Genomic DNA, 26,040 nt, shown 5'->3' on the forward strand with positions numbered 1-26,040 from the left:
TAAACAGTTACCGTTGTAAACAGTTTCCGCCCTATACAGAGAGGTTCCCATGAACGATCCGATGCCCGCTCCCGCCATCGAGGTCCGGGGCCTGCGCAAGTCGTTCCGTCGGCAGAGCGTCCTGGACGGCCTCGACCTGACGGTCGAACGCGGCGAGGTCTTCGCCCTCCTCGGCCCCAACGGCGCCGGCAAGACGACCACGATCAACATCCTCACGACCCTCGCGCAACCCGACGAGGGCACCGCGTCGGTCATCGGCATCGATGTCGTCCGACAGCCCGACGAGGTCAAACGACGCATCAGCCTCACCGGCCAGGCAGCCGCCGTCGACGACGTGCTGACCGGCACCGAGAACCTCGTCATGCTCGCCCGCCTGTCCGGGTTCGCGCCCCGCCGCGCGCGGGAACGCGCGGCGGAACTGCTCGAGCGCTTCGACCTGACGGATGCCGCGGGCAAGCGCGTCGGCGCCTACTCGGGCGGAATGCGCCGTCGCCTCGACCTCGCGCTGAGCTTCGTCGTAGCCCCCGAGGTCCTGTTCCTCGACGAGCCGACGACGGGTCTGGACACGCGCAGCCGCCGCGAGCTGTGGGAGGTCATCCGATCCCTCGCCGACGCCGGCACGACCGTCTTCCTCACGACGCAGTATCTCGAAGAGGCGGACCACCTCGCCGATCGCATCGCGGTTCTCGATGGCGGACGCGTCGTCGCGATCGGCACGGCCGCGCAGCTGAAGGCGCGCATCGGCGGCGACACCGTCGAGTTGCACGACGCACACGGCGGCCTCCTCCGCGAAGTCCCGACGGACGGCACGGTGTCGGGTCTGCGACGTGCTCTCGACGTCCTCGACGAGCAGGGCGTCGACGGCACCGTGACTCTGCGTCGCCCGAGCCTGGACGACGTCTTCCTCACCCTCACCTCGCCCGAGGCGCGTCGCGCCGCAGCGCGCCCCGTCGAGGAGCTCGCATGATCCCCGCGCCGACGTCACCCGCCGCTGACGCGTCGCGAGGCGCGGGCCCATCCCGGACCACCGTCGCCCCCGCCCTGCGGCCGCGCGTGTCGGGACTCACCGCCGAGAGCGTCTTCGTCGGCCGCAGCCTCCGGCATTCGCTGCGCGACGGCGAGTCGCTCCTCATGGCGGTCATGCTCCCGGTCATGCTCATGCTGCTGTTCACGTTCGTGTTCGGCGGCGCGATCGACCCGTCCGGCGGGTACGTCGACTACGTCGTGCCCGGCATCGTCCTGACCTGCGCGGGCTTCGGCGCCTCGTCGACGGCCGTCTACGTCGCCGGCGACATGAAGGCGGGGATCATCGACCGCTTCCGCACGATGCCCATGCGCGCCAGCGCGGTCCTCACCGGACACGTCGTGGCGAGCCTGCTGCGCAACCTCCTGGCGACGGGGATCGTGATCGGTGTCGCGCTGCTGGTGGGATTCCGCCCCACGGCCGACGTGTGGGGCTGGATCGGCGCCGTCGCGGTCATCGCCCTCTACATCCTCACGATCACCTATCTCTTCGCCGCGATCGGACTCGCCGCCGGCAGCCCCGAGGGCGCGAACGGCTACGGCTTCATCATCCTGTTCCTGCCCTACCTGTCCAGCGCCTTCGCACCAATCGACACGATGCCGTCCTGGCTGCAGCCGATCGCGCAGCACCAGCCGGTCACGCCCGTCATCGAGACGATCCGGGGCCTGCTCCTGGGCACGCCGATGGGCGATTCGGCGTGGTGGGCGCTGGGCTGGTGCGCCGCCATCCTCGCGGTCTCGATCGCGTGGGGCTCCTGGCTGTTCCGCCGCAAGGCCGGCCGCCGCTGAGCACCGGGGACCGCCCGGGCGTCGGCGGGAGTCAGCGTCCGGGCAGCCTCTTGAGCGCGTTCGCGACGGCGTACCGAGCGGATGCCGCGGCCCGGCCGACGACGTCCGCCGCGTGCGCGGCGGACTCGGGAAGAGTCGACGCAGCGGCGAGGCCGTAGTCGGTGCCGTCGCTCAGGAACGGCATGAGCCAGTCGTCGATCTGGTCGAGTGGTTCGGGCGCGAGGCTGTAGAACCGGTGCTGACCCTCTTCGCGCACCGATACGAGATGGGCCTCGCGCAGCACCTTGAGGTGCTTCGAGACCGTGGGCTGGCTCGCCCCGAGCTCCTGGACGATCTGCGACACGCTCGTGCCTCGCTCACTCGCGGCGGAGCGGTCGAGCAGGAGTCGCAGGATGTCGCGACGGGTACCGTCCGCGATCACGTCGAAGATGTCCGCCATGTGCTCAGATTAGCCGGGCGCTCCGCGGAGTACCATGAGGCCCTACCGTGGGACGGTGACGAGGAGGACGCCTATGGCGGACGCGAGACGCGCGTCTGGCAGGTCGGTCCTCCAGCGGGTGGGCCACGACGTCATGGAGTTCTTCCGCGATCTGACGCAGCGCTCCCCCGCCCGGGTCGCGATCCTCGTCTACGTCGCGCTGATCCTGCTGTTCACGGGGCTGTTCTCGCTGCCCGTCGCCGCCGACGACGGCGGCGTGACCCCCTTCGCCGACGCGTTCTTCACCGCCGTCTCGACGATCTGCGTCACGGGGCTCGCGACGGTCGACATGGCCACGCACTGGTCGCCGTTCGGTCAGGTCCTGGTCTTCCTCGGCGTGCAGATCGGGGCGCTCGGCGTGCTCACGATCGCGTCGATCCTGGGACTGGTCATCTCGCGTCGGCTGGGCCTGCGCGCCAAGCTCATGGCGGCGAGCGATTCGAACCCGCTGCGCAGCCACGGCGGTCCGGTCAACGAGGGGCAGACCGTTCAGCTCGGGCAGATCGGCAGTCTGCTCGCGACGGTCGCGCTGTCCACGCTGGTCATCGAGGCCGTGGTGGCGGTCCTGCTCTATCCGGGGCTCCTGCTCGCCGGCATCCCCTGGCACACCGCCGCGTGGGAAGCGCTGTACTTCGCGGCGATGGCGTTCACGAACACGGGCTTCACGCCCAACGCCGAGGGTCTCGCGCCGTTCGCGCACGACTACGTCTTCCTCACGGCGCTCATGGCGGGGGTCTTCCTCGGCTCGATCGGATTCCCGGTCATCTACACGCTGCGCAAGCACCTGTGGCACGTGCGCCGGTGGTCGCTGCACACGAAGCTCACGCTCATCACGACCGTCGCGCTGTTCTTCGCCGGCGGTGTCGTCTTCCTCATCCTCGAGTACGACAACCTGCTGACCCTCGGCCCGCAGGATGCGTTCGACACGACGTTCCAGGCGTTCTTCCTCTCCGCGATGACCCGTTCGGGGGGCTTCTCCCTGCTCGACGTCGGCGAGCTCAATCAGTCCAGCCTGCTGATGGCGTGCATGCTCATGTTCGTCGGCGGAGGATCCGCCTCGACGGCGGGCGGCATCAAGGTGACGACCCTCGCCGTCATCGGCCTCGCCGTCTGGTCGGAGGCCAGGGGACGCGCATCCAATCAGGTCTTCGGCCGCAGGATCCCCAGCGACGTGCTGCGCGTCGCGCTCTCGGTCGTCGTGTGGGGCGCCACGATCGTCGCGCTGTCGACGATCATCATCACGCAGATCACGAAGGCCGACCTCGGCGACGTGCTGTTCGAAGTCATCTCGGGCTTCGCGACGGTCGGGCTGTCGACAGGTCTCACGGCCGAGCTGCCCGACGCCGCGAGTTACGTCCTGGCCATCACGATCCTGATGGGCCGCGTTGGTACAGTGACTCTCGCCGCGGCGGTGGCCGCGTCATCCCGTTCGCAGCTGTATTCGCTGCCCGTGGAAAGGCCCATCGTTGGTTGAGAAGATCCGCAGCGATGCGCCTGTCCTCGTCATCGGGCTCGGGCGCTTCGGCGCCGCGTGCGCGGGTGAGCTCGACCGTCTCGACCGCGAGGTGCTCGCGATCGACGCGAGCCTCGATCTCGTGCAGAAGTGGTCGGAGCGGGTCACGCACACCGTGCAGGCCGACGCGCGCAACATCGACGCGCTGACGCAGGTCGGAGCGCAGGACTTCCAGATCGCCGTCGTCGCGGTCGGCACGTCGATCGAGGCGTCCGTGCTCATCACGGCGAACCTCGTCGACCTCAAGATCCCGCAGATCTGGGCGAAAGCGGTCTCGCAGTCGCACGGCAAGATCCTCGCGCGCGTCGGCGCGAACCATGTCGTCTACCCCGAACGCGAGGCCGGAGAGCGCGTCGCGCACCTCGTGAGCGGCCGCATGCTCGACTTCATCCGCTTCGACGACGACTTCGTGCTCGCCAAGATGTACCCGCCGCGGTTCATCCGGGGCGTCGGGCTCAACGAATCGGGCGTGCGCACGAAGTACCGCGTCACCGTCGTGGGCGTGAAGAGCCCCGGCAAGCCCTTCCGCTACGCCGAGGCCGACACCGTCGTGACCAACCACGACCTCATCATCGTGTCGGGGACGAACTCCGACATCGAGCGCTTCGCCTCCCTCGACCGCTGACCCGCCGCCCTTTCTGACGGCGAGACTGCAACGGCGGGCCGAGAGTGCGGGGTAACCCCGCACTCTCGGCGCTCCCGTGCAGTCTCGCGGTCGGGTGCCGCCCGGGGACGCGGGGCGTCAGTCGCCGGTGGCGAGTTCGCGGGCGCGGGCGAGGGCGGCGTCCGTCGCCGTCTCGAAGACGACGTCGAGCCGCGCGGCCTGCAGAACCCCGACGGCGCGCTCGGTCGTGCCCTTGGGGCTCGTGACACGGCGACGCAGCTCGGCGGGGTCTTCACCGGATGCCGCGAGCAGCGCGGCCGCGCCGATGAAGGTCTGCTCGGCCATGAGCCGCGCCTGATCCTCGTCGAAGCCCTTGCCGCGCGCGGCCTTGGTGAGCTCCTCGATGAGCAGGAAGACGTACGCCGGACCCGACCCCGAGATCGTCGAGAGCGCGTCGATCTGCGACTCGGCGACCTCGATCACGGCGCCGCACGTCTCGAACAGGCGGCGCACGACGGCGACGTCGCCGGCCGCAGCCGTCGTGCCGGCGGCGAGGCCCGTGACGGCCTGCCCGACGACGGCGGGGGTGTTCGGCATCGACCGCAGCACGGGGATCGACGGCCCCAGGAGCGCCTCGAACGTCGCGATCGTGACACCCGCCGCAAGGCTCACCACGATCGTGCCCGGACGCAGGGACGGCGCGATCTCACGCAGCAGATCGGGGACCATGACCGGCTTGACACCGACCAGCACGATGTCGGCCGCGGCCGCGGCATCCGTGTTCCCCGTCGGCTGCTCGGCGAGCGCGATGCTCGTCACGGCATCGAGGCCCGCGAGTTCAGCGGCCTTCTCGGCCGTGCGGTTCGTCGCGACGACGCTGCTGGCGAGCCCGGAACGCACGACGCCCTGCAGGATCGCACCGCCCATCGAACCTGCACCGAGGATCGCGACGGGCGGGAGGACGGTCGTATCTGTTGCCATGCCGCCATCCTATGAACCTGATCCGGATGCCGCGCCCCGACCCCGGATCCGCACCGGGTCGCCGGATATAGTCGAAGGACGACGGGGGCCGGGACGCCCTCGCGCGGTCAGCATCCGGAGGCACGCTCATGACCCTCTTCGACGGCATCACCTCGCGCGTCATCGAAACGCCGAGGCTGAACGTGAACATCCTCGAGCGCGCGGGCGACGATCCGAAGACGCCGGTCGATCAGACCGTCGTGTTCGTGCACGGCAACGTCTCTTCGAGCCTGTTCTGGCAGGAGATCATGCAGGATCTGCCGAGCGACCTCCGAGTCATCGCGATCGATCTGCGGGGCTTCGGCGGCACCGAGCACGCCCCCGTCGACGCGACGCGCGGTGTGCGGGACTTCAGCGACGACGTCCGCTCGACGCTGGAAGCCCTCGAGATCCCGACGGCTCATCTCGTCGGCTGGTCGATGGGCGGGGGCGTCGTGATGCAGTACGCACTCGACCACCCGGTGCTCAGCCTCACGCTGCAGGCACCCGTCTCGCCGTATGGATTCGGCGGCACGCGCCGCGACGGCTCCCGTCTGACCGACGACGACGCGGGCACCGGAGCCGGCGGCGCGAACCCCGATTTCATCCGGCGGCTCGCCGAGGGCGACCGCAGCGATGAAGCGCAGACCTCGCCGCGCAACGTCTTCCGTTCGGGCTATGTCGCACCCGGCTACCGCACCGACCACGAAGACGTCTGGGTCGAATCGATGCTCACGACCTCGACAGCCGAGGGCAACTACCCCGGCGACAGCGTGGCGAGCGACGCGTGGCCGGGATTCGCGGCCGGTCCGCTGGGCGTGCTCAACACGATGACGCCGGCGCACTTCAACGTGTCGGGCATCGTCGACCTCGCGCCCAAGCCGCCGATCCTGTGGATCCACGGCACGGCGGACGCGATCGTCTCGGACGCCTCGTTCTACGACGTCAACTACCTGGGCCAACTCGGCATCCTCGCCGACTGGCCGGGTGAAGAGATCGCGCCGGCTCAGGAGATGGTGTCGCAGACGCGCGATGTGCTCGGCGCGTACGCCGATGCAGGCGGGGATGTCACCGAGATCGATCTCGAGGGTGTCGGGCACTCGCCGCACCTCGAGCGCCCGGCCGAGTTCCGTCACGCCCTGCTCACGCGCATCGGCTATGTGGGCATCCCGGCCAACCCCGCGCCGCCCACGGAAGCGATCATCCTGCGCTCGGCCGACTGACGCCGCACGGCGCTCGGGCATAGGCTTCCGCCATGAGCGCGTCCGGTGGCGGGAAGGCCATCATCGCGGCGTTCCTGGCCAACCTCGGCATCGCCGCGGCCAAGTTCGTCGCGTGGTTCATCTCGGGTTCGGCTTCGATGCTCGCCGAGGCGATCCACTCCGTCGCCGACTCGGGCAATCAGCTGCTGCTCCTGCTCGGCGGGCGTCGCGCGAAACGCGCAGCCGACCGCGAGCACCCGTTCGGTCACGGACGCGAACGGTACGTCTACGCCTTCGTCGTGGCGATCATCCTCTTCTCGGTCGGAGGCCTCTTCTCGATCTACGAAGGCGTCCAGAAGATCACTCATCCTCACGAGCTCGACCACGTCTGGGTCCCCCTGCTCGTGCTCGTCATCGCGATCGGGCTCGAGTCGTTCTCGCTGCGCACCGCCGTGCGCGAGAGCAACCTGGTGCGCCCGAAAGAGCAGTCCTGGGTGTCGTTCGTCCGCCACGCGAAGGCCCCCGAGCTTCCGGTCGTGCTCCTCGAAGACATCGCCGCCCTCACGGGTCTCGTCTTCGCCCTGCTCGGGGTCGGGCTGTCCGCCGTCACGCACAACCCGATCTTCGACGCGATCGGCACGCTCATGATCGGCACGCTGCTCATCGTCGTCGCGATCACCCTCGGCGTCGAGACGAAGAGCCTGCTCGTCGGCGAGGGTGCGACACAGACCGACCACGACCTCATCGTCGCCGCGATCGAGTCGGGTCCCGAAGTGGAGCGGCTCATCCACATGAAGACGCTCTACCTCGGTCCCGATGAATTGCTCGTGGCGGCGAAGATCGCCCTGCCGTCCGACAGGCCGCTCGTCGAAGCGGCGCACGACATCGACATCGTCGAGGCGCGCATCCGCGTCGCCGTGCCGGCCGCGCGCGTCATCTATCTCGAGCCCGATGTCTACCGTCGCGGAGACAGCGCGGAGCCCTCGACGGAGGAGATCGTCATCCGCTCGGTCGATTGAGCGCTGTCAGACTGACGGCATGGAGTACACGATCTTCACCGAGCCGCAGCAGGGATTCTCGTACGACGACCAGCTCGCCTTCGCGCAGACCGCCGAGCGCCTCGGCTTCGACGCCTTCTTCCGTTCCGACCACTACATGCGGATGGGCCCGGGCGACCCCCTGCCGGGACCGACCGACGCGTGGACGACGCTCGCCGGCCTCGCCCGCGAGACGAGCCGGATCCGGCTCGGCACGCTCGTCTCCTCGGCGACGCATCGTGCACCCGCGATCTTGGCGATCCAGGTCGCACAGGTCGACGCGATGTCGGGCGGACGGGTCGAGTTCGGCCTCGGCACGGGATGGTTCGAGGACGAGCATCGCGCCTACGGCATCCCGTTCCCCGCGAAGCGGTTCGGTCCCTTCGAAGAGCAGCTCGCCGTCATCACGGGGCTCTGGGAGACACCGGCCGGAGAGACTTTCTCGTTCGACGGCGAGCACTACACGCTCGTGAACGCGCCCGCCCTGCCCAAGCCCGTGCAGGAGCGCATGCCCGTCATCGTCGGCGGAGGCGGGCCTCGTCGCACCCCGGCGATCGCGGCGCGCTACGCGACGGAGTTCAACATCGGCTTCCAGCACGAAGACGTCGTCGCTGAGAAGTTCGACGGCGTCCGCGCAGCGTGCGAGCGCATCGATCGCGACCCCGCGACCCTCAAGCTGTCGGTCGCCCTGCCGACCCTCGCGGGTGCGACGTCCGCCGACCTCGAGCGGCGCGCCGCCAACGCGGGGACGACCGTCGGAGCCGCACGCGAGCGCGGAGGCATCGTCGGCGGCGCCGATGAGATCGCGGAGAAGGTCGCTCGCCTGCGCGACCTCGGCGCCGAGCGCGTGCATTTCCAGCTCATGGACCTGCGCGACGTCGACCACGTCTCGTTCCTCGGCGAAGAGGTACTGCCTCTCCTCCCCCGCTGACCCCGTGACCCCGCCGCCTCGCCGCGCGTTGCGCGCGGTGAGGTCGCGCGTTGCGTCGATGCGCGTTGACGCACGGTGATGTCGCGCGTTGCGTCGATGCGCGTTGCGTCGATGCGCGTTGCGTCGATGCGCGTTGCGTTGACTTGCGGCTTGTGCCCACGACACGCCGGATGCGGGGAGCACAAGCCGCAAGTGGACAACGGGTGCGACGTGCGGCGGCGCCGTGACCGTGGGAGGGCGCGGCGTGGGACAACGCGCACCGGAGGACAACGCACCTTGTGTTGACTTGCGGATTGTGTCGACGACACGCCGCGCGCCGCGCGCACAAGCCGCAAGTCAACAGGGGAAGCCGGGCGCCGGCGGACCGCGGGCGCGGGGGGCGGAGGACCGCGGGCGCGGGCGCGGGAGGGAAGGGCGGCGGGGGCGTCAGCGGCGGGCGTCGAAGAAGGTGCGCAGAAGAGCGGATGCCGCCTCTGCGGCGACGCCGCCGACGACCTCGGCGCGGTACGGCAGGCGCCGGTCCCGCACGAGGTCGTACATGGATCCGGCGGCGCCGGCCTTGTCGTCCCAGGCGCCGAACACGAGGCGCGGGATGCGGGACTGCAGCACCGCCCCGGCGCACATGACGCAGGGCTCGAGCGTCACGACGAGCGTGCACCCCTCGAGGTTCCACGAGCCGAGGGATGCCGCGGCATGACGCAGCGCGACGATCTCGGCGTGCGCCGTGGGGTCGCCCGTCGCCTCGCGCAGGTTTCGCCCTTCGCCGATGACCGTGCCCGCGGCATCCGTCACGACGGCACCGACGGGCACGTCGCCCGCCGCTCCGGCCTCGGCGGCGAGCTCGAGCGCACGTCGCATCGCGGCGGCATCCATGGAGTCGAACGTCACGACACGAGCGTACGGTGCGGCGGCACCGCAGCGACTACCCTTGCCCTATGCGCCTGCACGTCGCCGATCATCCGCTCATCACGCACAAGCTCACGGTTCTGCGCGACGCGCGTACTCCTTCGCCCGTCTTCCGTCAGCTGACCGAAGAGCTCGTGACGCTGCTCGCCTACGAGGCGACCCGGAACGTTCGAGTCGAGCCGATCGAGATCCAGACGCCGGTCACCTCGACGATGGGGGTCAGGATCGGCGAGCCGCGTCCGCTCGTCGTGCCCATCCTGCGCGCAGGACTCGGCATGCTCGAGGGCATGGTCAAGCTGCTGCCGACGGCCGAAGTGGGCTTTCTCGGCATGGCCCGCAATGAAGAGACCCTCGAGCCGACGACCTACGCCGAGCGCCTGCCCGACGATCTGAGCGACCGGCAGTGCTTCGTGCTCGACCCCATGCTGGCGACCGGCGGGTCGCTCGGCGCGGCGATCGAGTTCCTCTTCGACCGCGGAGCGCAGGATGTCACCGCGATCTGCATCCTCGCGGCGCCCGAGGGACTCGCGGCGATCGAGAAGCAGGTCGAGGGGCGCGACGTCACGCTCGTGCTCGGCGCCGTCGACGAGCGACTCGACGAGCGGGCGTACATCGTGCCCGGACTCGGCGACGCCGGCGACCGTCTCTACGGCACCGTCTGACTCAGCGCGCCGGCTCGGTCGGCGGGCTCTTGCCCGTCTCCTGCTCCCAGAACTCCAGCTGCTGGGTGAGCGCCTTCGCGAGTTCGAAGACCTGCTCGGGAGGGATCCGGATGCGGCCCACGACGCGCGCCGGCACGACCGTCCGGCGCTCGCCCGTCGCCTGATCGACTTCTTCGTGCGGGGGCTGGGCGAGAGTCAGGAAGTCCATCACGAAGACGGTCGGCGTGTGCCAGACGTTCGCGAAATCGGCGTAGGAACCGGGGATCTGCTCGGGCGGAAGATCGATCTCGAACTGTCGTGGGGCGTCGTCGGCCACGGGTACCTCCGTCGGGACTCGGTGTTCGACGAGTCTACGCGTCGCCGCTCAGGCGCGTCCGACGAGCCGGGCGAACGCGCTCAACCGCGCGACGCCCTCGGGCGTCCGCGGCAGATCGTCGAGCAGCTCGGGCGAATGCACGAGGTAGGCCGTATGCATGGCGCGTGAGATCGCGACGTTGAGGCGGTTGCGCAGCAGGAGGAAGTCGACGCCGCGGGGAGCATCGCGCCCCGACGAGGCCGCGAGCGACATGATCGCGACGGAGGCCTCCTGACCTTGGAATCGGTCGACCGTGCCGACGGGAACCTCGGCGAAGCCCGCCGCGGCAAGCGCCTCTTCGACCATGACCTGCTGCGCGTTGTACGGCGTCACGACGATGATGTCGCGCTGCTCGAGCGGCCGCGGATCGCACGGAGCGGCTCCGTCGCCCTCTTCGAACCGGATGTCGCGCCACTGGCGGCCGACGAGATCGCGCACGATGTCCACGACCGCTTCGGCCTCTTCGGGCGACTGCGTCGCATTGCCGCGGTGCCGCACGGGCACAGCGTGCACCCCGGGCTCGATTCCCTCCAGCACCCGCATCGCGGTGGCCGGATGCGCCGCGAGCTCGCCGTCGTACGACAGCACCGACACGGGAGCGGCCACCTCGGGTCGCATGCGGCGCGTGCGCGCGAGGAAGTAGCCGAGCTCGGCGGGGATGACGTCGGATCCGTCCATGACCCACCCGAGCGCCGACGTGTCGACGGGCTCGGGATGCGTGCCCTGACTCACCTGCGGCAGCTGCTGCGGATCGCCCAGCAGCAGCAGCCGCGGTGCCGCGAGCGAGACGGCGATCGTCGATGCCAGCGAGAACTGCCCCGCCTCGTCGATCACGAGCAGGTCGAGACTGCCCCGCGGGATCCGACCTTCGTGCGCGAAGTCCCACGCCGTCCCGCCGACGACGAATCCGGATGCCGCGTGCTCGGCGGCGAACGCGGCGACGCCGTTCTTCGGGATGACCGTGAACGCCACAGGGGTCTCGGGGTTCTTCGGCGCCTTGCCGACCTGCGCGGCCGGCGCTCCAGCGTCGATGATGCGGTCGAGCATGTTCTCGACGACGGCGTGGGACTGCGCGACGACGCCGATCTTCCATCCGTGCTCGCGCACGAGGCGGGCGACCACGTGCGATCCGACATAGGTCTTGCCGGTGCCGGGCGGCCCCTGCACGGCGAGGTAGCTGCGGTCGAGGCCGCGCAGAGCGCGCACGATCGTGTCGACGTCGCCCGCCGTCGACGACGGCAGAGCGCCCCCGAGGACGCGCGGCGGCCGTCGCAGCAGGATGTCGGTCGCGGGGTCTTCGGGCAGCGCTGGTGCGGCCGCACTGATCGCGTCGGCCCACGTGTCGATCGCCAGCTGCTGGTTCCCGGCCCGCGGCGGAGCGGCCGGCGTGAGCGCGAGGGGCAGGTCGCTCCACGTCACACCGTCGACCGCCGTCTCTTGCACCACGACGCCGTCGTCGAGCACCTCGACGACCGTGACGGCGCGCGTCGCATGGATCCAACGCGGCATCGCCTCGTACGGGAACGGTGCGGGCAGGTCGTAGAGCGCGAACGGGTTCGACCCCACGCTCAGCCGTGTACCGGGTGCAAGCTCGCCGCGCAGCTCGACAGTGCGGCGCTCAGCGCCGCGGCCGCTCTCGGCGACGTGCCAATCGTCGACGACCCGGCACCGGTCGGGGTCGATCACGACGACGTCGCGCGTCTCTTCCCACAGCGACACCGGTTCGCGCAGGCGCAGGAAGTGCGTCGCCCAGAACGACTTCACTTCGCGCGGGTAGTAGTCGATCGCGGCGGCACCGAGGCGCAGCGCGACGGCCTCGGGGGAATCCTCGGGATGCTCGGTGGCCGATCGGGTGAGCGCGAGAGCGCGCGGCGAGGGCTCGTACACGTGCTCGTCGGGCTCGGGGTTCGGCGTCGGACGAAGGCCCGCCTCGCGCGCCCGGTCGACGAGCCAGTCGCGCAGGCGCCTCGTCGACACGCAGTCGTAGCGGTTGTAGTCGGCAAGGTCGTCGAGGATCGCATTCGCCGCGGCGTCGTCCTCGTCCGCGAGCGCGCGGGCCTCGACGTACTTGACGATCGAATCGTCGCCCTTCTGCACATCGCTCGTGCGCACCTCGTCGCCCATGTAGAGCGGCTCGAGCTTCTTGATCGAGTAGGAGCGCGACCCGACCCGCAGCGCGCGGCGCACGATCGGATACAGGTCGACGAACACCGCGTCGCGCAGGAGTCGGTCGACGTCGGCTTCGCGCACGCCGTAGCGCGCGGCCATCGCGAGCAGATGCGTCGGCTCGTAGGGCGCGTAGTGGTAGATGTGCATGCCCGGGTACTGCGCCCGGCGCAGCGCGATGATGTCGAGGAACGTCTCGAGCGCACGCTTCTCCTCGTCGAACGAATGGGCCCACAGCGCCGTGTACTGCTCGCGGTCGTCGACCCAGCCGAAGAGGTAGTCGAGCCCCCACCGTCGCGCGCCGCCGTCGGCCTCTTCGCTGTAGAGCGGGTCGCCCTCGAAGTCGAAGAACAGATCACCGTCGTCGGGACGCGGCAGCGCCGCGATCGCCTTCGGCTCGACGACCTCGAACGTCGGCACGGGCGGTGCACCGCCGCTCGGAACCTCGTCGAGTCCGCCCGCGGGGCTCGTGAGCTGCAGCCGGGCCTGGGTCTGCAGCATCCGGAACGTGTCGGCGTTCATCCTCGCGGGCAGCACGCGAGCGCCGGCGAGGTCGTCGATCGTCATGATGCCGGCGGTGCGCAGCCGTTCGCGCTGGGTCGGCCGGATGCCCGCGACGAGCAGCAGATCACGGGATGCCGCGACCTCGGCGTCGCACGTCGCGCAGCGCCCGCACGCCACGACGCGCAGGTCGCCGCGGTCGTCGCCCCACGCGATGGGTTCGCCCGCCGCGCCGAGGTCGACACGCCGGTCGGCGATGAGGGCCGCGAGCCGGGCGCGGCGCAGCCGGAAGACGGGGAGCAGGTCGTCGATCTCGTGCGCGCTGGTCGTGCCGTCGCCGAGCAGCAGTTCGACGCGGTCGCCGCGCGGAACGCCCAGCCGGTCGAGCTGGTCGACGTAGGCCGCGAGCTGCATGAGCGCGGTGACCCGCGCGCGTCGCGCGAGCTTCGTATCCTGCACGATCCACGCCCCGCCGGGACCGCTCCCTGAGCCCAACGCGGTCCCTGAGCCTGCCGAAGGGTCGCGCACGAGGAAGTCGGCGAAGCCCACGAACTCGTCGGTGGCGAACGCGGCCTGATACACGACGGCGGCATCGGAGGCGAGCGCCGCGTCGGTCAGGGCGACGGCGTGCGCGAGCCCCGCCGCATCCGTCGATCTCGTCTCGGGGATCTCGATGACCCGCTCGCTGCCGAACTGCTCGATGTAGTCCGCGAGCACACGCCGCTCGTGCGCCGTGCCGAGGCGGCCGGCGCGCTTGAGCGTCTCGTCTTCGGGCTCGTCGACGGCGGCGATGCGCCCGAGCTTCGCGTCGATCGCGCGGGCCCAGGCGAACTCGCACTCGGCCGCCGCCTTCAGATCGCTCGCACTCCAGACGATCCGGCTCTCACCCTCGATATAGCGCATGTCTCCCCTTCCTCCACGACCCTAACCGCGCCCTCAGACACCCCCGTCGCGTGCGATCTGCAGGAAGCACATCCCGGGTCGGCGTGTCGCGGGCGCGAAGCATCACAGGTCGCGCCCCTTCCTGCAACCCGCCCGGCTCCCCCTCGCCGCACCCGCAGCCGCGGTGCCACACTGGAGCGATGAGCCTGCCGTTCGAGAGCGCCTACCGCCACGGCTTCGCCCGCGTCGCCGCCTGCACGATCCCCGTTGCGATCGCCGACCCCGTGGCCAACGCCGACGCCGTCCTCGCCGAAGCCCGTGCGTGCCACGACGAGTCGGTCGCCGTCGCCGTCTTCCCCGAGCTGTGCCTGACCGGCTACGCGATCGAAGACCTCGTGATGCAGGATGCGCTGCTGGACGCCGTCGACACCGCGATCGAGCGGATCACGGCGGCATCCGAAGACCTCCTGCCCGTCCTCGTGGTCGGAGCGCCGCTGCGGCACGGCAACCGCCTCTACAACTGCGCCGTCGTCATCCACCGCGGCGCTGTGCTCGGCGTCGCCCCCAAGTCCTACCTGCCGACCTACCGCGAGTTCTACGAGCGCCGCTGGTACGCGCCGGGCGAGCCGTGGTCGGGCGAGGGCATCCGCATCGGCGAGATCGAGACCGTCATCGGCACGAACCTGCTGTTCGACGTGCAGGATGTGCCGGGCCTCGTGCTGCATGCCGAAGTGTGCGAAGACGTCTGGGTGCCGATCCCGCCGTCGTCCAAGGCCGCCCTGGCCGGTGCGACGGTGCTGGTGAACCTCAGCGGCAGTCCCATCACGATCGCGCGCGCCGACGAGCGCCGGGCACTGTGCCAGTCGCAGTCGCTGCGGTGCCTCGCGGCATACGTCTACGCCGCTGCGGGCCAGGGCGAATCGACGAACGACGTCTCGTGGGACGGGCAGACGATGATCTACGAGGGCGGGATGCTGCTGGCCGAGACCGAGCGCTTCCCCGACGGCGCGCGGCGCAGCGTCGCAGACGTCGACCTCGATCGGCTGCGCCAGGACCGCTTGCGCCAGGGAACCTTCGACGACAACCGGGTGGCGACGGGGGCGGAGTTCCTGCACATCGAGACGCTGCTCGAGCCGCCGCACGAGGACATCGGCCTGCGCCGGCCGCTCGACCGGTTCCCGTTCGTTCCGGACGACGCCGCGCGGCTCGCGCAGGACTGCTACGAGGCGTTCAACATCCAGGTGTCCGGGCTCGTGCAGCGCCTGCGCGCGATCGGCGACCCGAAGCCCATCATCGGCGTCTCGGGCGGCCTCGACTCGACGCACGCCCTGCTCGTCGTGGCGCGCGCGATGGACCGGATGGGGCGCCCGCGCAGCGACATCCTCGCCTACACGATGCCGGGGTTCGCGACGAGCGAGCACACGAAGTCCAATGCCGTCGCTCTCGCCCAGGCGGTCGGCGCGTCGATCGAGACGATCGACATCCGGCCCGCCGCCACCGAGATCCTGCAGGGCATCCGGCATCCGTTCGCCGGTGGTGAGCCCCTGTACGACGTGACATTCGAGAACGTGCAGGCCGGGGTGCGCACCGACTTCCTCTTCCGTCTGGCGAACCAGAACAACGGCATGGTGATCGGCACGTCCGATCTGTCCGAGCTCGCTCTGGGCTGGGCGACCTACGGTGTGGGCGACCACATGAGCCACTACGCCGTCAACGCGGGCGTGCCGAAGACGCTCATCCAGCACGTGATCCGCTGGGTCATCTCGCACCGCGAGGGCGTCGACGACGCCGCGGCCGATGTGCTGCAGTCCGTGCTCGACACCGAGATCTCGCCCGAGCTCGTGCCGGCGGGGCAGGACGGCAAGCTGCAGTCGACCGAGGACCGCATCGGTCCGTACGCGCTGCACGACTTCGCGCTGTTCCACGTGCTGCGGTTCGGGATGCGCCCGTCGAAGATCGCTTTCCTCGCGTCGCACGCGTGGAACGATCCGGATGCCGGGGCCTGGCCTCCCGGTTTCCCCGAGGCCGACCGCTATGCCTACGACCTGCCGACCGTCGCGACCTGGCTGCGGGTCTTCCTGCAGCGGTACTTCGCGTTCGCGCAGTTCAAGCGCTCGGCGATCCCGAACGGACCCAAGGTCTCACCCGCGGGCTCGCTGTCGCCGCGCGGTGACTGGCGTGCACCGTCGGACGGCAATGCGCGCGTCTGGCTCGCCGAGCTCGACGCCGCGCTGCCGGCCTCGGCGCGCCCCGCCTGAGCGGCGGTCGCCGCCGCCCCGCGGCATCCCTCCCCCGGCCGTTCCCGACCGCGAGACCTTGACCGCGAGACTGCAACGGCGCGCCGAACGAGCGGGGTTCACCCGCAGTCTCGGCGGCCCGTTGCAGTCTCGCGGTCACGCGGGGGTGGCGTAGGCGAGAGTGATGATCCAGCCGTCGCGCGAGAGGTCGGCGAGGTCGTACTGCGCCCGACGATCGGGCACCCAGCCCTTCGTGTGCGCCGAGTTCAGCCGCACGTGCTCGCCGGCGACCCGCGTGCCGCGTCCGTCGGCGTCGCGCACGGCCTGCACCCGCGTCCAGTGCGCGAGCAGCGCGGCGTGGTCACTCTCATCGAGCAGGTGCGAGTGCCGCTTCATCGTGTTGAGCTCGACCTCGTCGGGGTGCGCGTCGCGCAGGTCGATCCCGACGACGACATCGGGCTCGGAGACCGTGACCAGCGACGCCGCGCGGGCGTTCGCGTTGCGGATCCGCAGCGGCACCTCCTGCCCGTCGACGACGGCGATGAGCTGGGTGTGGAAGCCGAAGGTCTTCGGCGCCTCGCGCTCGATGCGCACGTCCTTCTCTTCGACGCCGAGGCGCGCGGCGACGAGCTCCTTCGCGAGCGCGCGCTTGCGATCGTGCTCGCTCATCCGGGGGTCCCACCCCAGACGAGCCGAGATTCCGGCGGGGGTGTCCAGCAGAACGGATTCCATCGGTTCGCCCTTCTTCCTGCAGCTTCGCGCGGCGGTGCCGCCCCTTCATCTTGGCGTGGTCGCGCCGCCCCCGGAAGACACGAAGACGGGCGGCGCCCCCGAGGAGGCGCCGCCCGTCGATCCAGACGTCAGTCCGAGCCGGCCGAAGCGACCGATGCCGGCGACGGCGGGGAATCCGGCGAAGGGACCGATGCCGGCGACGGCGGCGAGTCCACCGGTGCGGGAGCCGGGGCGGGGGCCACGGGCGACGGCGCGCTGACGACCGAGACGGGCGAGGGGCGGCTGGGGGCCGAGTTCACCGACGGGGTCGAGATGACCGAAGCGGACGTGTCCGTCGCGCGCATCTTCACGGTGTCGCGGTCGAGCACGTCACCCGACGAGCCGACGACGGGCCCGCCGGGGACGACCGAGCCGTCACCCGTGCGCAGGTCCATGTTGGCCGCCGTCGCGGCGGCGGCTCCACCCACGAGCGAGAGGCCCAGGGCGCCGGCGACACCGTACGTGATCCACTTCTTCTTCTTGTTCATCATGTCTCTCTTCCTTTCGGTCCGGCGGGGGGTCGGACCCCGCCGGGGCATCTCCAGTCTGCAAGGCCGGGGTAAGCGGCCTCGAAGCCGGACATGAGACGCCTCTTACGTTGCGCCGAGCGCCTCCGCATCGCCTCGAGAAACGGATGCCGCAACCCGCAGCATCCGCTCTGCACGGTCGTCGTCGCCGGCCTCGGCCGCCCCGAGCGCGTGACCGAGCAGGTGCGTCGCCGCGCGGGCGCGCAGCGCGGGCCCGTCCCACCGCTCGAACCCGTGACGGGCGAGCTCCCACACGCGCGCGTCGCGCGGAGCCGGGGTGAGGAGCGCGCTGGCCACGGCGTGCGCGAGGAACGCCGCCGTGTCGTCGCTCGCGGCTCCCTCCCCCGCCGTGTCGACGTCGATGACGCCCGTCACGACGTCGCCCTCGCCGAGGAAGAGCTGTCCGAAGTGCAGGTCTCCGTGGATGACCGTCAGCGCTTCATCGGGCCACATCTCGCGCGCGCGCCCGGCGATGTCGGCGGCGCTCGCGGCCTGCGCGTCGGGCAGCACGGCGTGCAGGCGCTCGTCGTACCAGTCCAGGCGGCGGTCGAGTCGCGTGCGCGCGGGCTGACGCAGCGGCGCGGCCGCGAAGCGGGCCCGCAGGTCGTCGACGGCGTCGAGCAGCGTCACGGGCGACCACGCGGCATCCGGGGCGGGGGTGCCGTGCGCGGCGTCCCACACGATGACGCCGTCTTCGGACCAGCCGCGCACGGCGGGCACGGGGATCCCCGCCGCCGCGAGCACCGTGTGCGCCTCGACGATCGCCGCGATGCGGCTCGGGGGCACGGCCTTGACCCACGCGGGCCCCTCCGTCGTCGGGATCCGCAGCACGCCCCGCCGCCCCGCGCGATAGACGACGAGCTCGGGCAGACCCGTCGCCGCGATCCCGAGCCGGGCGAGCAGCGATTCGGCGGCGTGCGCGAACGCGACGGCGGCGAACGCCGGCAGGTGCGGATCCGCGGGATGCACCCACACCCGCACGTCCGGATCGTCCAGGCTGCCGGCGACCATGCCCGTCTCGCGCGCGACGGCGCGGCGCGACGTGTCGACGAAGTAGGTCACCGTCTCGTCGTCGACCGCGACGTCGAAGCCCGCGACCGCTCCTCGCCCGAGCGGCTCACGGCTCAGCAGCGTGACGCGCGCGTCGGGAGCGAGGTCGAGCGCGTCGACGAGCAGCGCGCGCTCGGGAGGGTCGATGTCCATCCCTCGATCCCAGCACGGGTGCGGCCGCAACGGGATGAGATCTCTCTTACACTGGCGCCCGCCGCTCGTGCCGCACGCGATACTGAACAGCATGGGTGAGGGCGGATCGCGGGGGTCCCTGCTCCGTGTGCCCGTCGTCTCGGTGCGCACGCGGCTCATCGCCGTGATGACCCTCGTGGCGGCGATCGGCCTGCTCTCGGTCGGCTTCGTGGTTTATCTCGAAGAGCGCGAGCGCATCCTGAGCCAGATCGACGAGCTGCTCGCCGCCAACCTCGAGTCCGCGCGGTTCCTCGTCGAGCAGGGTGCGGACGACTCCGGCACGTGGGACTCCGCCGAGCAGGCGCTCACGACCATCGTGCAGCGCACGGCACCCGATGACAACACGGGCGTCATCGGTCTCGTCGACGGCGCCCCGGCGCTCGTGCCCGGGATCAGTCTCGACGTCGATCTGCAGAGCGCGCCCGGCTTCGTGCCGCACATCCTGAAGACGGCGCCCGAGTCCGAACCGGTGATCGGCACCTACACGGGCGACGATGTCGCGTGGCGCTACCTCGCGGTGCCCGTGACGATCGACGGGGATGCCACGGCGACGGCCGGTTTCGTCATCGCGTACGACATCGACGCCGAGCTCGCCGAGATCAACAGCGCCGCGCGGGTGTTCCTCATCGCGTCGCTGGTGACCCTCGTCGTCATCGCCGTCGTCGGCGTGCTCGTCACGACGCGGCTGCTGCGACCGCTGCGGCAGATGCGCGAGACGGCCGAGCGCGTGTCGGCCCAGTCGCTGACCGAGCGGCTGCCGATCGTCGGCCGTGACGACGTGTCCGAGCTCGCGCAGACGATGAACGACATGCTCGACCGGCTCGACGAGGCGCTCGACTCGCAGCGGCGCCTGCTGAGCGATGTCGGGCACGAGTTGAAGACCCCCATCACGATCGTGCGCGGCCACCTCGAGGTCGTCGATCCCGACGATGCATCCGACGTGCGCGCGACGCGCGACCTCGTCGTCGACGAACTGGAGCGCATGAGCCGCCTCGTGCAGGACCTCGCCGCCGACGCGGCACTGCACGGGCCGTCGCCCGTGCGCCTGGCACCGACGGACGCCGCCGATCTCGTGCAGCAGATCCTGCGCAAGGCGCAGGGCATCGAGGGCAGCGACGTGATCGCCGGCGACATCGCCCAGGTCGTCACAGCTCTGGATGCCGCGCGCGTGACGCAGGCGGTGCTGCAGCTCGCCCAGAACGCCGTCACCCACGGTGGCGGGCGGATGGAGATCGCGAGCCGCGTCGCCGGCGACGCCCTCGAGATCTCGGTGCGCGACCACGGCCCGGGCGTCGCCGACGACGCGAAGCCGCACGTGTTCGACCGCTTCCACCGCGGCGCGGACGCGCATGAGCGCTCGGGCAGCGGTCTGGGTCTTCACATCGTGCAGGTCATCGCCCGCGCGCACGGCGGATCGGTGCGCGTCGCCGACGCCGCGGGGGGCGGCGCCCGGTTCGTCATCTCGCTGCCCCTCGTGCGTGCCGCCGCCGCGGCGCACGGGCCCATCCCGCCGCGCCCGCCGCTTCCACCGCGACCCGCGACGCTCCCACCCGCTGTCGACGAAGAGGACTGACGTGGCATCCATTCTGATCGCCGATGACGAATCGCGGATCTCGGGCTTCATCGACAAGGGGCTCCGCGCCGCGGGCTTCGCGACCCGCGTCGCACCGACGGGTCCGCAGGCGCTCGACCTCGCGCTCAGCGGCGAGTTCGATCTGCTCGTGCTCGACGTCAACCTGCCCGGCATGGACGGCTTCGAGGTGCTCGAGAACATCCGCGGCTCGGGGTCGACGATGCCTGTCATCATGCTCACGGCGCGCGTCGAGCTCGCCGATACGGTCGCCGGGCTCGAGGGCGGTGCCGACGACTACCTCGGCAAGCCCTTCCGCTTCGACGAGCTCGTCGCGCGGATCCGCCTGCGCATGCGCCGGGATTCCGCCGGCGCATCGATCGATCTCTCGCACCGCGACCTCGTCCTCGACGTGCGGACCCGGCTCGCGCACGTCGGCGGCGCGGCCGTCGAGCTCTCGGCCCGCGAGTTCGCGCTCGCGGAAGAGCTCGTGCGCAACGCCGGCCAGGTGCTCAGCCGCGAGCAGCTGCTCAGCCGCGTGTGGGGATTCGACTTCGACCCCGGCTCGAACGTCGTCGACGTCTACGTCGGGTACTTGCGGCAGAAGCTCGGGTCGGATCGCATCGAGACGGTCCGAGGGGTCGGCTACCGACTCGTCTGACCCCTGTCCAGCCCTCGTGTCCCGCGGCACGAGGGGCCGATCATGGACCGATGGACGGGTTCGCGGCGGTGGACTTCGAGTTCGCGCGGCAGGTGCTGCAGCGGGGCATCGCCGCGCTGTACCTCGTCGCCTTCGTCTCGACGCTGAATCAGTTCCGCCCGCTGCTGGGCGAGCGCGGCCTGCTGCCCGCACCCGAGCTGCTGGAGTGGGCGCGGTCCTCACCGCGCGGAGCGCGCCTGCTGCGCCCGACGATCTTCCGGCGGTGGCGGTACACGGATCGGCGTCTGGTCGCCCTGTGCACGGTGTGCCTCGTGATCGCGGCGGCGCTCGTGTGCGGCATCCCGCAATGGGGGCCGCCCTGGGTGCCGATGGTGTGCTTCCTCGCGCTGTGGATCGGGTACATGTCGATCGTCAGCATCGGGCAGACCTTCTACGGCTTCGGCTGGGAGATGCTGCTGCTCGAAGCGGGGTTCCTCGCGGCCTTCCTCGGCTCGGATTCCCAGCCGCCGCCCGTCGTCGTCATCGTCCTGTTCTGGTGGCTGCTGTTCCGTCTCGAGTTCGGGGCGGGGCTCATCAAGATCCGCGGAGGGCGGGAGTGGCGCGACCTCACGGCGCTGACCTACCACCACGAGACGCAGCCCATGCCCGGGCCGCTCAGCCGCCAGGCCCACCTCCTCCCCCGCTGGTTCCACAAACTCGAGGTCGTCGGCAACCACATCGCCCAGCTCGTCGTGCCGTGGCTGCTCTTCACGCCGATCCTCGGCCTGTGGATCGATGCGGCCTGTCCTGCCGTCGTCGGCGCCGTGGCGGGGTGCATCGTCATCGTGACTCAGCTGTGGCTCGTCGCGACGGGCAATTTCGCCTGGCTGAACTGGGCCACGATCGTCATCGCGTTCACGGCGATCGGGCTGCCGACCAGCGCGCGTGCGGTGACGGACGCTCCCTGGCTGATCGACGGGATGCCGCTGGTCTGGCTCGTCACGACGTGCACCGTCGGGGCGCTCTACGTCGTGATCAGCTGGCCGGCCGTGCGCAACCTCGCCGCGTCGCGGCAGCTCATGAACGCAAGCTTCAACCGCTGGCAGCTCGCCAACGCGTACGGCGCCTTCGGCACCGTGACCACGACGCGCATCGAATACGTCGTCGAGGGCACGCTCGACGGCGTCGACTGGCGCGAGTACGCCTTCAAGGGCAAGCCGCAGGACCTGCGCCGCGTGCCGCCGTGGGTCGCGCCGTACCATCTGCGGCTCGACTGGCTGATGTGGTTCCTGCCGCTGGGCAGGTCGCTCGAGGACTGGTTCGCGGTGTTCCTCGTGCGGCTGCTCGAAGCCGACGAGTCGACGCTGCGACTTCTCGCGCGCGATCCCTTCGCCGGCGCACGGCCCCGCTCCGTGCGGGTCGTGGCGTATCGGTACCGCTTCACGACACGGGCCGAGTTCCGGGTCTCCCGCGAGCGCTGGCGACGAGATCAGCGCCGGACGGTGGTCGATCCGATCGCGCTCGGCTGAGCTCAGTGCCGCGCGCGGCCGCCTCTGCCGGCGCGGCGGCGGTCGGTGAGATCGAGGATCGAGACGAGGAACGCCAGGCCCAGGAACACCGCGATCGAGATCATGGCGTACGCGTAGGCATCCTGGTAGACCACGAGGTCATCGTGCATCCCGGTCTCGCGGTAGATCGTCGCGTAGAAGAGCGACAGGGCGACGGCCATGCCGACCGCCGTGCCGATGCGCTGGCCGAGCTGTCCGACCGAGCCGGCCACGCCACCCTGCGACACGGGCACATCGGCGAGCGTGAGCGTCTGGTTGGGCGCGATCACGAATCCGCCGCCGGCACCGCCGACGATCATGACGGCCGCCATGATGTACGGCGTCCAGAGCGGGTCGGCGAACAGGGCCGTGAGCACGAGACCGCCCGCGCTCACGAGCATCGCGATGAGCCCCCACAGCACGATCGGCCGGCCGAACCGGTTGACGAGGTTGCCGCCGATCCACGACGTCACGGCGCTCGCGAGCGCGAAGCCGATCGACACCATGCCGGCGTACACCGGTTCGACCCCGAGCCCCAACTGCAGGAAGAGCGTCGTCGTGAGGAACATGGCCGGCATCGCCGTGAAGTACGCCGTCTGCAGCAGCGTCCCGTTGCGATAGGACGCGATGCCGAACAGCGGCAGCGGCACGAGCGGCGTACCGCCCTTCGCGGAGTAGCGGCGTTCCCACGCGATGAAGGCGGCCGTGAACAGCACGAAGCCGACGAGCAGCCACCAGCGGGCCGGGTCGTCCTCGGGGGCGCCCGTCGTGAAGAGGAACGGCCACATGAAGCAGATGACGGATGCCGCGAACAGCACGAGGCCGACGGGATCGAGCCGCACGCTCCTGGCCGAACGGGTTCGCGTGGCCGGCAGCATCCACAACACGAGCGCGATCGCGATGAGGCAGAGCGGCACGTTCATCCAGAACGTGAGCCGCCAGCCGTCCTCGGGACCGCCGATCGCGATCAGCAAGCCGCCGAGGGTCGGGCCGAAGGCCGTCGCGAGACCGATCGTCGCGCCGAAGAGGCCGAAGGCGCGGCCGCGCTCCTTGCCCTGGAAGAGCTCTTGCGCCATGCCCAGCACCTGCGGCATCTGGATGCCGGCGGCGACGCCCTGCGCGAGTCTGGCGATGAGCAGGATCGTCGCGTTCGGCGCGAGCGCGCACATGATGCTCGTCAGGGTGTACAGCGAGAGTCCGATGACGAAGAGCATGCGGCGCGAGCGCTGATCGCCGAGCCGGCCGAACGGCACGAGCGCGAGTCCGAACGTGAGCACGAAGCCCGAGACGACGAGCTGCAACTCGGTGGAGTTGGCGTCGAGGACCTCGCCGATCGACGGGAGTGCGACGTTGACCTTCGTCAGGTCGAGGATCGTGATCGCGGCGACCGAGACGCAGATCCAGAACGCGCGCCAGCGGGCCGCGGAGGACAGCGGGATCGAGGCCGTCGCGGGCTGCGACGGGGAGGGAGTCGACATCGCGTCCAGGCTAGTCGCCCGTACGGGGGACAATGGACGGGTGAAACTCCTCGTCGCGGCGCTGGACGCCGAACTCGTCGCCTTTCCCGCTGAGCTCCCCGGCTTCGACCGGCTCGTGACCGGACCGGGCAAGATGATGGCGACCTTCGCCCTGACGCGTGCGCTCGATGCGAACGACTACGACGAGATCGTCGTGGTCGGCACGGCGGGTGCGATCGATCCGCGCCTCGAGTCGACCGTGTACGAGGTGACCGCGGCCGTGCAGCACGATGTCGCGAGCTTCGACGGCATCGTCGGCGAACACGTCTCGCTCCCCGCGCGCGTCGACCTCGGCCGCGACGGCCTCACGATCGCGACCGGCGACTCGTTCGTCGACGACGCCGTCGCCCTCGAGTCGATCCGGCCCCTCGGAGCGAGCCTCGTCGACATGGAGGTGTACGCCTACATCTGGGTCGCGCAGCAGTTCGGTGTGCCCATCCGCGTGCTGAAGTCGGTGTCCGACCGAGCGCAGGACGATGCCCGCACCGACTGGCGCGAGACGGTCGCCGCCTGCAGCGTGCAGCTGCGCGACCTCATCCGCGCCGAGTACGGCGTCTGACCCTGTCGTGGGGTCAGTCGCCGTACTCGGCGCCTGACCCCGACCGCGAGACTGCAACGGCACGGCGAGACCGTGGGTGGACCCCGCAGTCTCGGCGCGCCGTTGCGGTCTCGCGGTCGTGGGTCAGTCGCGACGCGAGAACGCGGCGCGCAGGGCGAGGAAGACGACGAGCGCGACGACGGCGACGACCACGAGCTTGCCGATGAACCACAGCACCGAGAACAGCACGTTCACGATCACCCACGCGATGACCACGGCGACGATCACGCCGAGGATGGTCCAGCCTGTCCCCTTGCTCATAACGACTAGCCTAGGTACTTCAGCGCCGTCGCTCCGCTCGCGATGACGATCCGGTGGCGAACCCTGCACGACCACGACTCAGATCGAGGACCCATGTCGAACCCCACTGACCCGTCGCAGCCCACGGGCGACGACCGCGGCCCCGAGGCCTACCCGGCCGGTGATGAGGCCCCCACGCAGGCCTACCCCGGATACACCCCCGGCGATGCGCAGCCCACCGAGGCGTACCCGGCCGCCGGCGGCTACGGGCAGGCGCAGTCCGCCCCGCCCGTCTACGGCCAGCCCGGTGCCGCATACGGGCAGCCGCCCGCGTACGGCCAGCCGCCGGCACACGGCGCGCCGGCTGGGCCCGACACGCGCCCGAAGCGCCTGGCCTGGGCCGCGCTCGGCACGGCGATCGCCGGTCTCGTCCTCGTGCTCATCGCGTTCATCCCGCTGCTGTGGGTGTCGTTCGCGCTCGCGATCATCGGCGGCGTCCTGCTGCTGGTCGGTCTGGTGCTCGGCATCGTGGCGCTGGCGAACAAGAAGCAGGGCGGCAAGGGCCTGGGCATCGGCGCGATCATCGTCTCGGTCCTCGGTGGCGCCGCCTGGGTCGGAGCGCTCGTGTGGTCGCTGCTGCTCATCGGTCTGTCGGCCTCGGATTCGGGCGGCACGTTCGAGCCGGCACCCCCGGCTGCGACCGCGTCCGAGGCGCCCTCCACCGATGACGACGCCTCCACCGACGGCACCGACACGGACACGGATGCCGGCGACGGCGTGTCCGGCACCGGCGAGGCGGCATACATCGCCGAGGTGCGACCCGTGCTCACCGAGATCATGCAGGAGGCGGAGCCGGGTGTGACCCAGGAGATGATCGACGCCGCCTTCTCGGACGAGATCCTCATCACCCTCGGCGAGACGACCCTCATGGGCGGCGACGCCGCTCGCGACGCGATGATCTCGTCGTTCTCGACCGCCACGGGCGGGCTTTTCACCGAGGAGCAGGCGACGCGCCTGATCGACACCGTGCTCACCGCGGCGCAGAAGCACCTCGCCGGCTGACCCGCGGGCAGTTCGAAGGCGGCATCCGATCCCGGGTGCCG

The 26,040-nt window shown here is 70.7% G+C and carries 24 protein-coding genes; 14 read left to right on the forward strand and 10 right to left on the reverse strand.

The window, feature by feature from the left end; all coding sequences use genetic code 11:
• Positions 1-49: 49 nt before the first annotated feature.
• Positions 50-967: an ATP-binding cassette domain-containing protein gene (locus tag ACWIBS_RS03920; RefSeq protein WP_376131438.1), complete on the forward strand. Its 918-nt coding sequence runs from the start codon at positions 50-52 to the stop codon at positions 965-967.
• Entirely contained in the window at positions 964-1,812 is an 849-nt protein-coding gene (locus tag ACWIBS_RS03925; RefSeq protein ID WP_376131435.1) for an ABC transporter permease, read from the forward strand. The genes ACWIBS_RS03920 and ACWIBS_RS03925 overlap by 4 nt, the downstream gene beginning before the upstream one ends.
• Positions 1,813-1,843: 31 nt before the next feature.
• On the opposite strand, the gene ACWIBS_RS03930 is transcribed toward ACWIBS_RS03925, so the two are convergent.
• Positions 1,844-2,251 carry an ArsR/SmtB family transcription factor gene (locus ACWIBS_RS03930; RefSeq protein ID WP_376131433.1) on the reverse strand — a complete coding sequence of 136 codons (408 nt, stop codon included), beginning with the start codon at positions 2,249-2,251 and terminating at the stop codon, positions 1,844-1,846.
• Between the two features lie 133 nt (positions 2,252-2,384).
• On the opposite strand from ACWIBS_RS03930, the gene ACWIBS_RS03935 reads away from it, so the two are divergent.
• Both ACWIBS_RS03935 and ACWIBS_RS03940 read left to right on the forward strand, forming a co-directional pair.
• Positions 2,385-3,764, forward strand: a complete 1,380-nt coding sequence (locus tag ACWIBS_RS03935; protein WP_376131449.1) for a TrkH family potassium uptake protein — start codon at positions 2,385-2,387, stop codon at positions 3,762-3,764.
• Positions 3,757-4,428, forward strand: coding sequence for a potassium channel family protein (locus ACWIBS_RS03940; RefSeq protein ID WP_376131430.1), 672 nt, complete (start codon positions 3,757-3,759; stop codon positions 4,426-4,428). Before ACWIBS_RS03935 ends, ACWIBS_RS03940 begins: the two co-directional genes overlap by 8 nt.
• A 117-nt stretch (positions 4,429-4,545) precedes the next feature.
• On the opposite strand, the gene proC is transcribed toward ACWIBS_RS03940, so the two are convergent.
• Entirely contained in the window at positions 4,546-5,388 is an 843-nt protein-coding gene (gene proC / locus ACWIBS_RS03945; protein WP_376131206.1) for a pyrroline-5-carboxylate reductase, read from the reverse strand.
• Positions 5,389-5,516: 128 nt separating this feature from the next.
• Here proC and ACWIBS_RS03950 point away from each other — a divergent pair, with 128 nt between their 5' ends.
• Genes ACWIBS_RS03950 through ACWIBS_RS03960 form a run of 3 tightly spaced genes read left to right on the forward strand, consistent with a single transcriptional unit; the run spans position 5,517 to position 8,576 of the window.
• Positions 5,517-6,629: an alpha/beta fold hydrolase gene (locus ACWIBS_RS03950; protein ID WP_376131203.1), complete on the forward strand. Its 1,113-nt coding sequence runs from the start codon at positions 5,517-5,519 to the stop codon at positions 6,627-6,629.
• 32 nt (positions 6,630-6,661) lie between these two features.
• A complete protein-coding gene (locus ACWIBS_RS03955) occupies positions 6,662-7,627 on the forward strand; it encodes a cation diffusion facilitator family transporter (RefSeq protein WP_376131200.1) in 966 nt (321 codons plus the stop codon).
• A 19-nt stretch (positions 7,628-7,646) separates the two neighbouring features.
• On the forward strand, positions 7,647-8,576 hold the full coding sequence (locus ACWIBS_RS03960; protein WP_376131197.1) for an LLM class F420-dependent oxidoreductase: 930 nt from the start codon (positions 7,647-7,649) through the stop codon (positions 8,574-8,576).
• Between the two features lie 426 nt (positions 8,577-9,002).
• On the opposite strand, the gene ACWIBS_RS03965 is transcribed toward ACWIBS_RS03960, so the two are convergent.
• On the reverse strand, positions 9,003-9,434 hold the full coding sequence (locus ACWIBS_RS03965; protein WP_376131209.1) for a nucleoside deaminase: 432 nt from the start codon (positions 9,432-9,434) through the stop codon (positions 9,003-9,005).
• 77 nt (positions 9,435-9,511) lie between these two features.
• On the opposite strand from ACWIBS_RS03965, the gene upp reads away from it, so the two are divergent.
• On the forward strand, positions 9,512-10,144 hold the full coding sequence (gene upp, locus ACWIBS_RS03970; protein ID WP_376131195.1) for a uracil phosphoribosyltransferase: 633 nt from the start codon (positions 9,512-9,514) through the stop codon (positions 10,142-10,144).
• Position 10,145: 1 nt separating this feature from the next.
• On the opposite strand, the gene ACWIBS_RS03975 is transcribed toward upp, so the two are convergent.
• On the reverse strand, positions 10,146-10,460 hold the full coding sequence (locus ACWIBS_RS03975) for a DUF3467 domain-containing protein (RefSeq protein WP_376131192.1): 315 nt from the start codon (positions 10,458-10,460) through the stop codon (positions 10,146-10,148).
• 48 nt (positions 10,461-10,508) lie between these two features.
• Positions 10,509-14,069, reverse strand: coding sequence for a TM0106 family RecB-like putative nuclease (locus tag ACWIBS_RS03980; protein WP_376131189.1), 3,561 nt, complete (start codon positions 14,067-14,069; stop codon positions 10,509-10,511).
• Positions 14,070-14,248: 179 nt separating this feature from the next.
• Here ACWIBS_RS03980 and ACWIBS_RS03985 point away from each other — a divergent pair, with 179 nt between their 5' ends.
• A complete protein-coding gene (locus ACWIBS_RS03985) occupies positions 14,249-16,306 on the forward strand; it encodes an NAD(+) synthase (protein WP_376131186.1) in 2,058 nt (685 codons plus the stop codon).
• A gap of 135 nt (positions 16,307-16,441) precedes the next feature.
• Here the strand turns inward: ACWIBS_RS03985 and ACWIBS_RS03990 are convergent, their stop codons facing one another.
• The 3 genes from ACWIBS_RS03990 to ACWIBS_RS04000 all read right to left on the reverse strand — a co-directional run bounded on the left by ACWIBS_RS03990 (position 16,442) and on the right by ACWIBS_RS04000 (position 18,786).
• The gene (locus ACWIBS_RS03990; protein ID WP_454136486.1) at positions 16,442-17,017 is read right to left on the reverse strand and encodes a hypothetical protein; all 576 of its coding nucleotides are present in this window, start codon (positions 17,015-17,017) and stop codon (positions 16,442-16,444) included.
• Between the two features lie 128 nt (positions 17,018-17,145).
• A complete protein-coding gene (locus ACWIBS_RS03995) occupies positions 17,146-17,547 on the reverse strand; it encodes a hypothetical protein (protein ID WP_376131369.1) in 402 nt (133 codons plus the stop codon).
• 102 nt (positions 17,548-17,649) lie between these two features.
• Positions 17,650-18,786: a phosphotransferase gene (locus ACWIBS_RS04000; RefSeq protein WP_376131366.1), complete on the reverse strand. Its 1,137-nt coding sequence runs from the start codon at positions 18,784-18,786 to the stop codon at positions 17,650-17,652.
• 91 nt (positions 18,787-18,877) lie between these two features.
• Here ACWIBS_RS04000 and ACWIBS_RS04005 point away from each other — a divergent pair, with 91 nt between their 5' ends.
• Genes ACWIBS_RS04005 through ACWIBS_RS04015 form a run of 3 tightly spaced genes read left to right on the forward strand, consistent with a single transcriptional unit; the run spans position 18,878 to position 22,564 of the window.
• Positions 18,878-20,398, forward strand: coding sequence for a sensor histidine kinase (locus tag ACWIBS_RS04005; RefSeq protein ID WP_376131363.1), 1,521 nt, complete (start codon positions 18,878-18,880; stop codon positions 20,396-20,398).
• Position 20,399: 1 nt separating this feature from the next.
• Positions 20,400-21,056, forward strand: coding sequence for a response regulator transcription factor (locus ACWIBS_RS04010; protein WP_376131360.1), 657 nt, complete (start codon positions 20,400-20,402; stop codon positions 21,054-21,056).
• A gap of 50 nt (positions 21,057-21,106) precedes the next feature.
• Complete coding sequence (locus ACWIBS_RS04015) at positions 21,107-22,564, forward strand: lipase maturation factor family protein (RefSeq protein ID WP_376131357.1); 1,458 nt, start codon at positions 21,107-21,109, stop codon at positions 22,562-22,564.
• A 2-nt stretch (positions 22,565-22,566) separates the two neighbouring features.
• Here ACWIBS_RS04015 and ACWIBS_RS04020 read toward each other — a convergent pair whose 3' ends face one another.
• Positions 22,567-24,060 (reverse strand): MFS transporter, encoded by a 1,494-nt coding sequence (locus ACWIBS_RS04020; protein WP_376131354.1) that lies wholly within the window; start codon positions 24,058-24,060, stop codon positions 22,567-22,569.
• A gap of 40 nt (positions 24,061-24,100) precedes the next feature.
• On the opposite strand from ACWIBS_RS04020, the gene ACWIBS_RS04025 reads away from it, so the two are divergent.
• Positions 24,101-24,658: a phosphorylase family protein gene (locus ACWIBS_RS04025; protein WP_376131351.1), complete on the forward strand. Its 558-nt coding sequence runs from the start codon at positions 24,101-24,103 to the stop codon at positions 24,656-24,658.
• Between the two features lie 123 nt (positions 24,659-24,781).
• Here the strand turns inward: ACWIBS_RS04025 and ACWIBS_RS04030 are convergent, their stop codons facing one another.
• The gene (locus ACWIBS_RS04030; protein ID WP_376131510.1) at positions 24,782-24,958 is read right to left on the reverse strand and encodes a hypothetical protein; all 177 of its coding nucleotides are present in this window, start codon (positions 24,956-24,958) and stop codon (positions 24,782-24,784) included.
• Positions 24,959-25,051: 93 nt separating this feature from the next.
• Between ACWIBS_RS04030 and ACWIBS_RS04035 the strand changes: the two genes are divergently transcribed.
• A complete protein-coding gene (locus tag ACWIBS_RS04035; protein WP_376131507.1) occupies positions 25,052-25,999 on the forward strand; it encodes a hypothetical protein in 948 nt (315 codons plus the stop codon).
• Positions 26,000-26,040: the final 41 nt, after the last annotated feature.

The organism is Microbacterium sp. NPDC055442, from assembly GCF_053644215.1.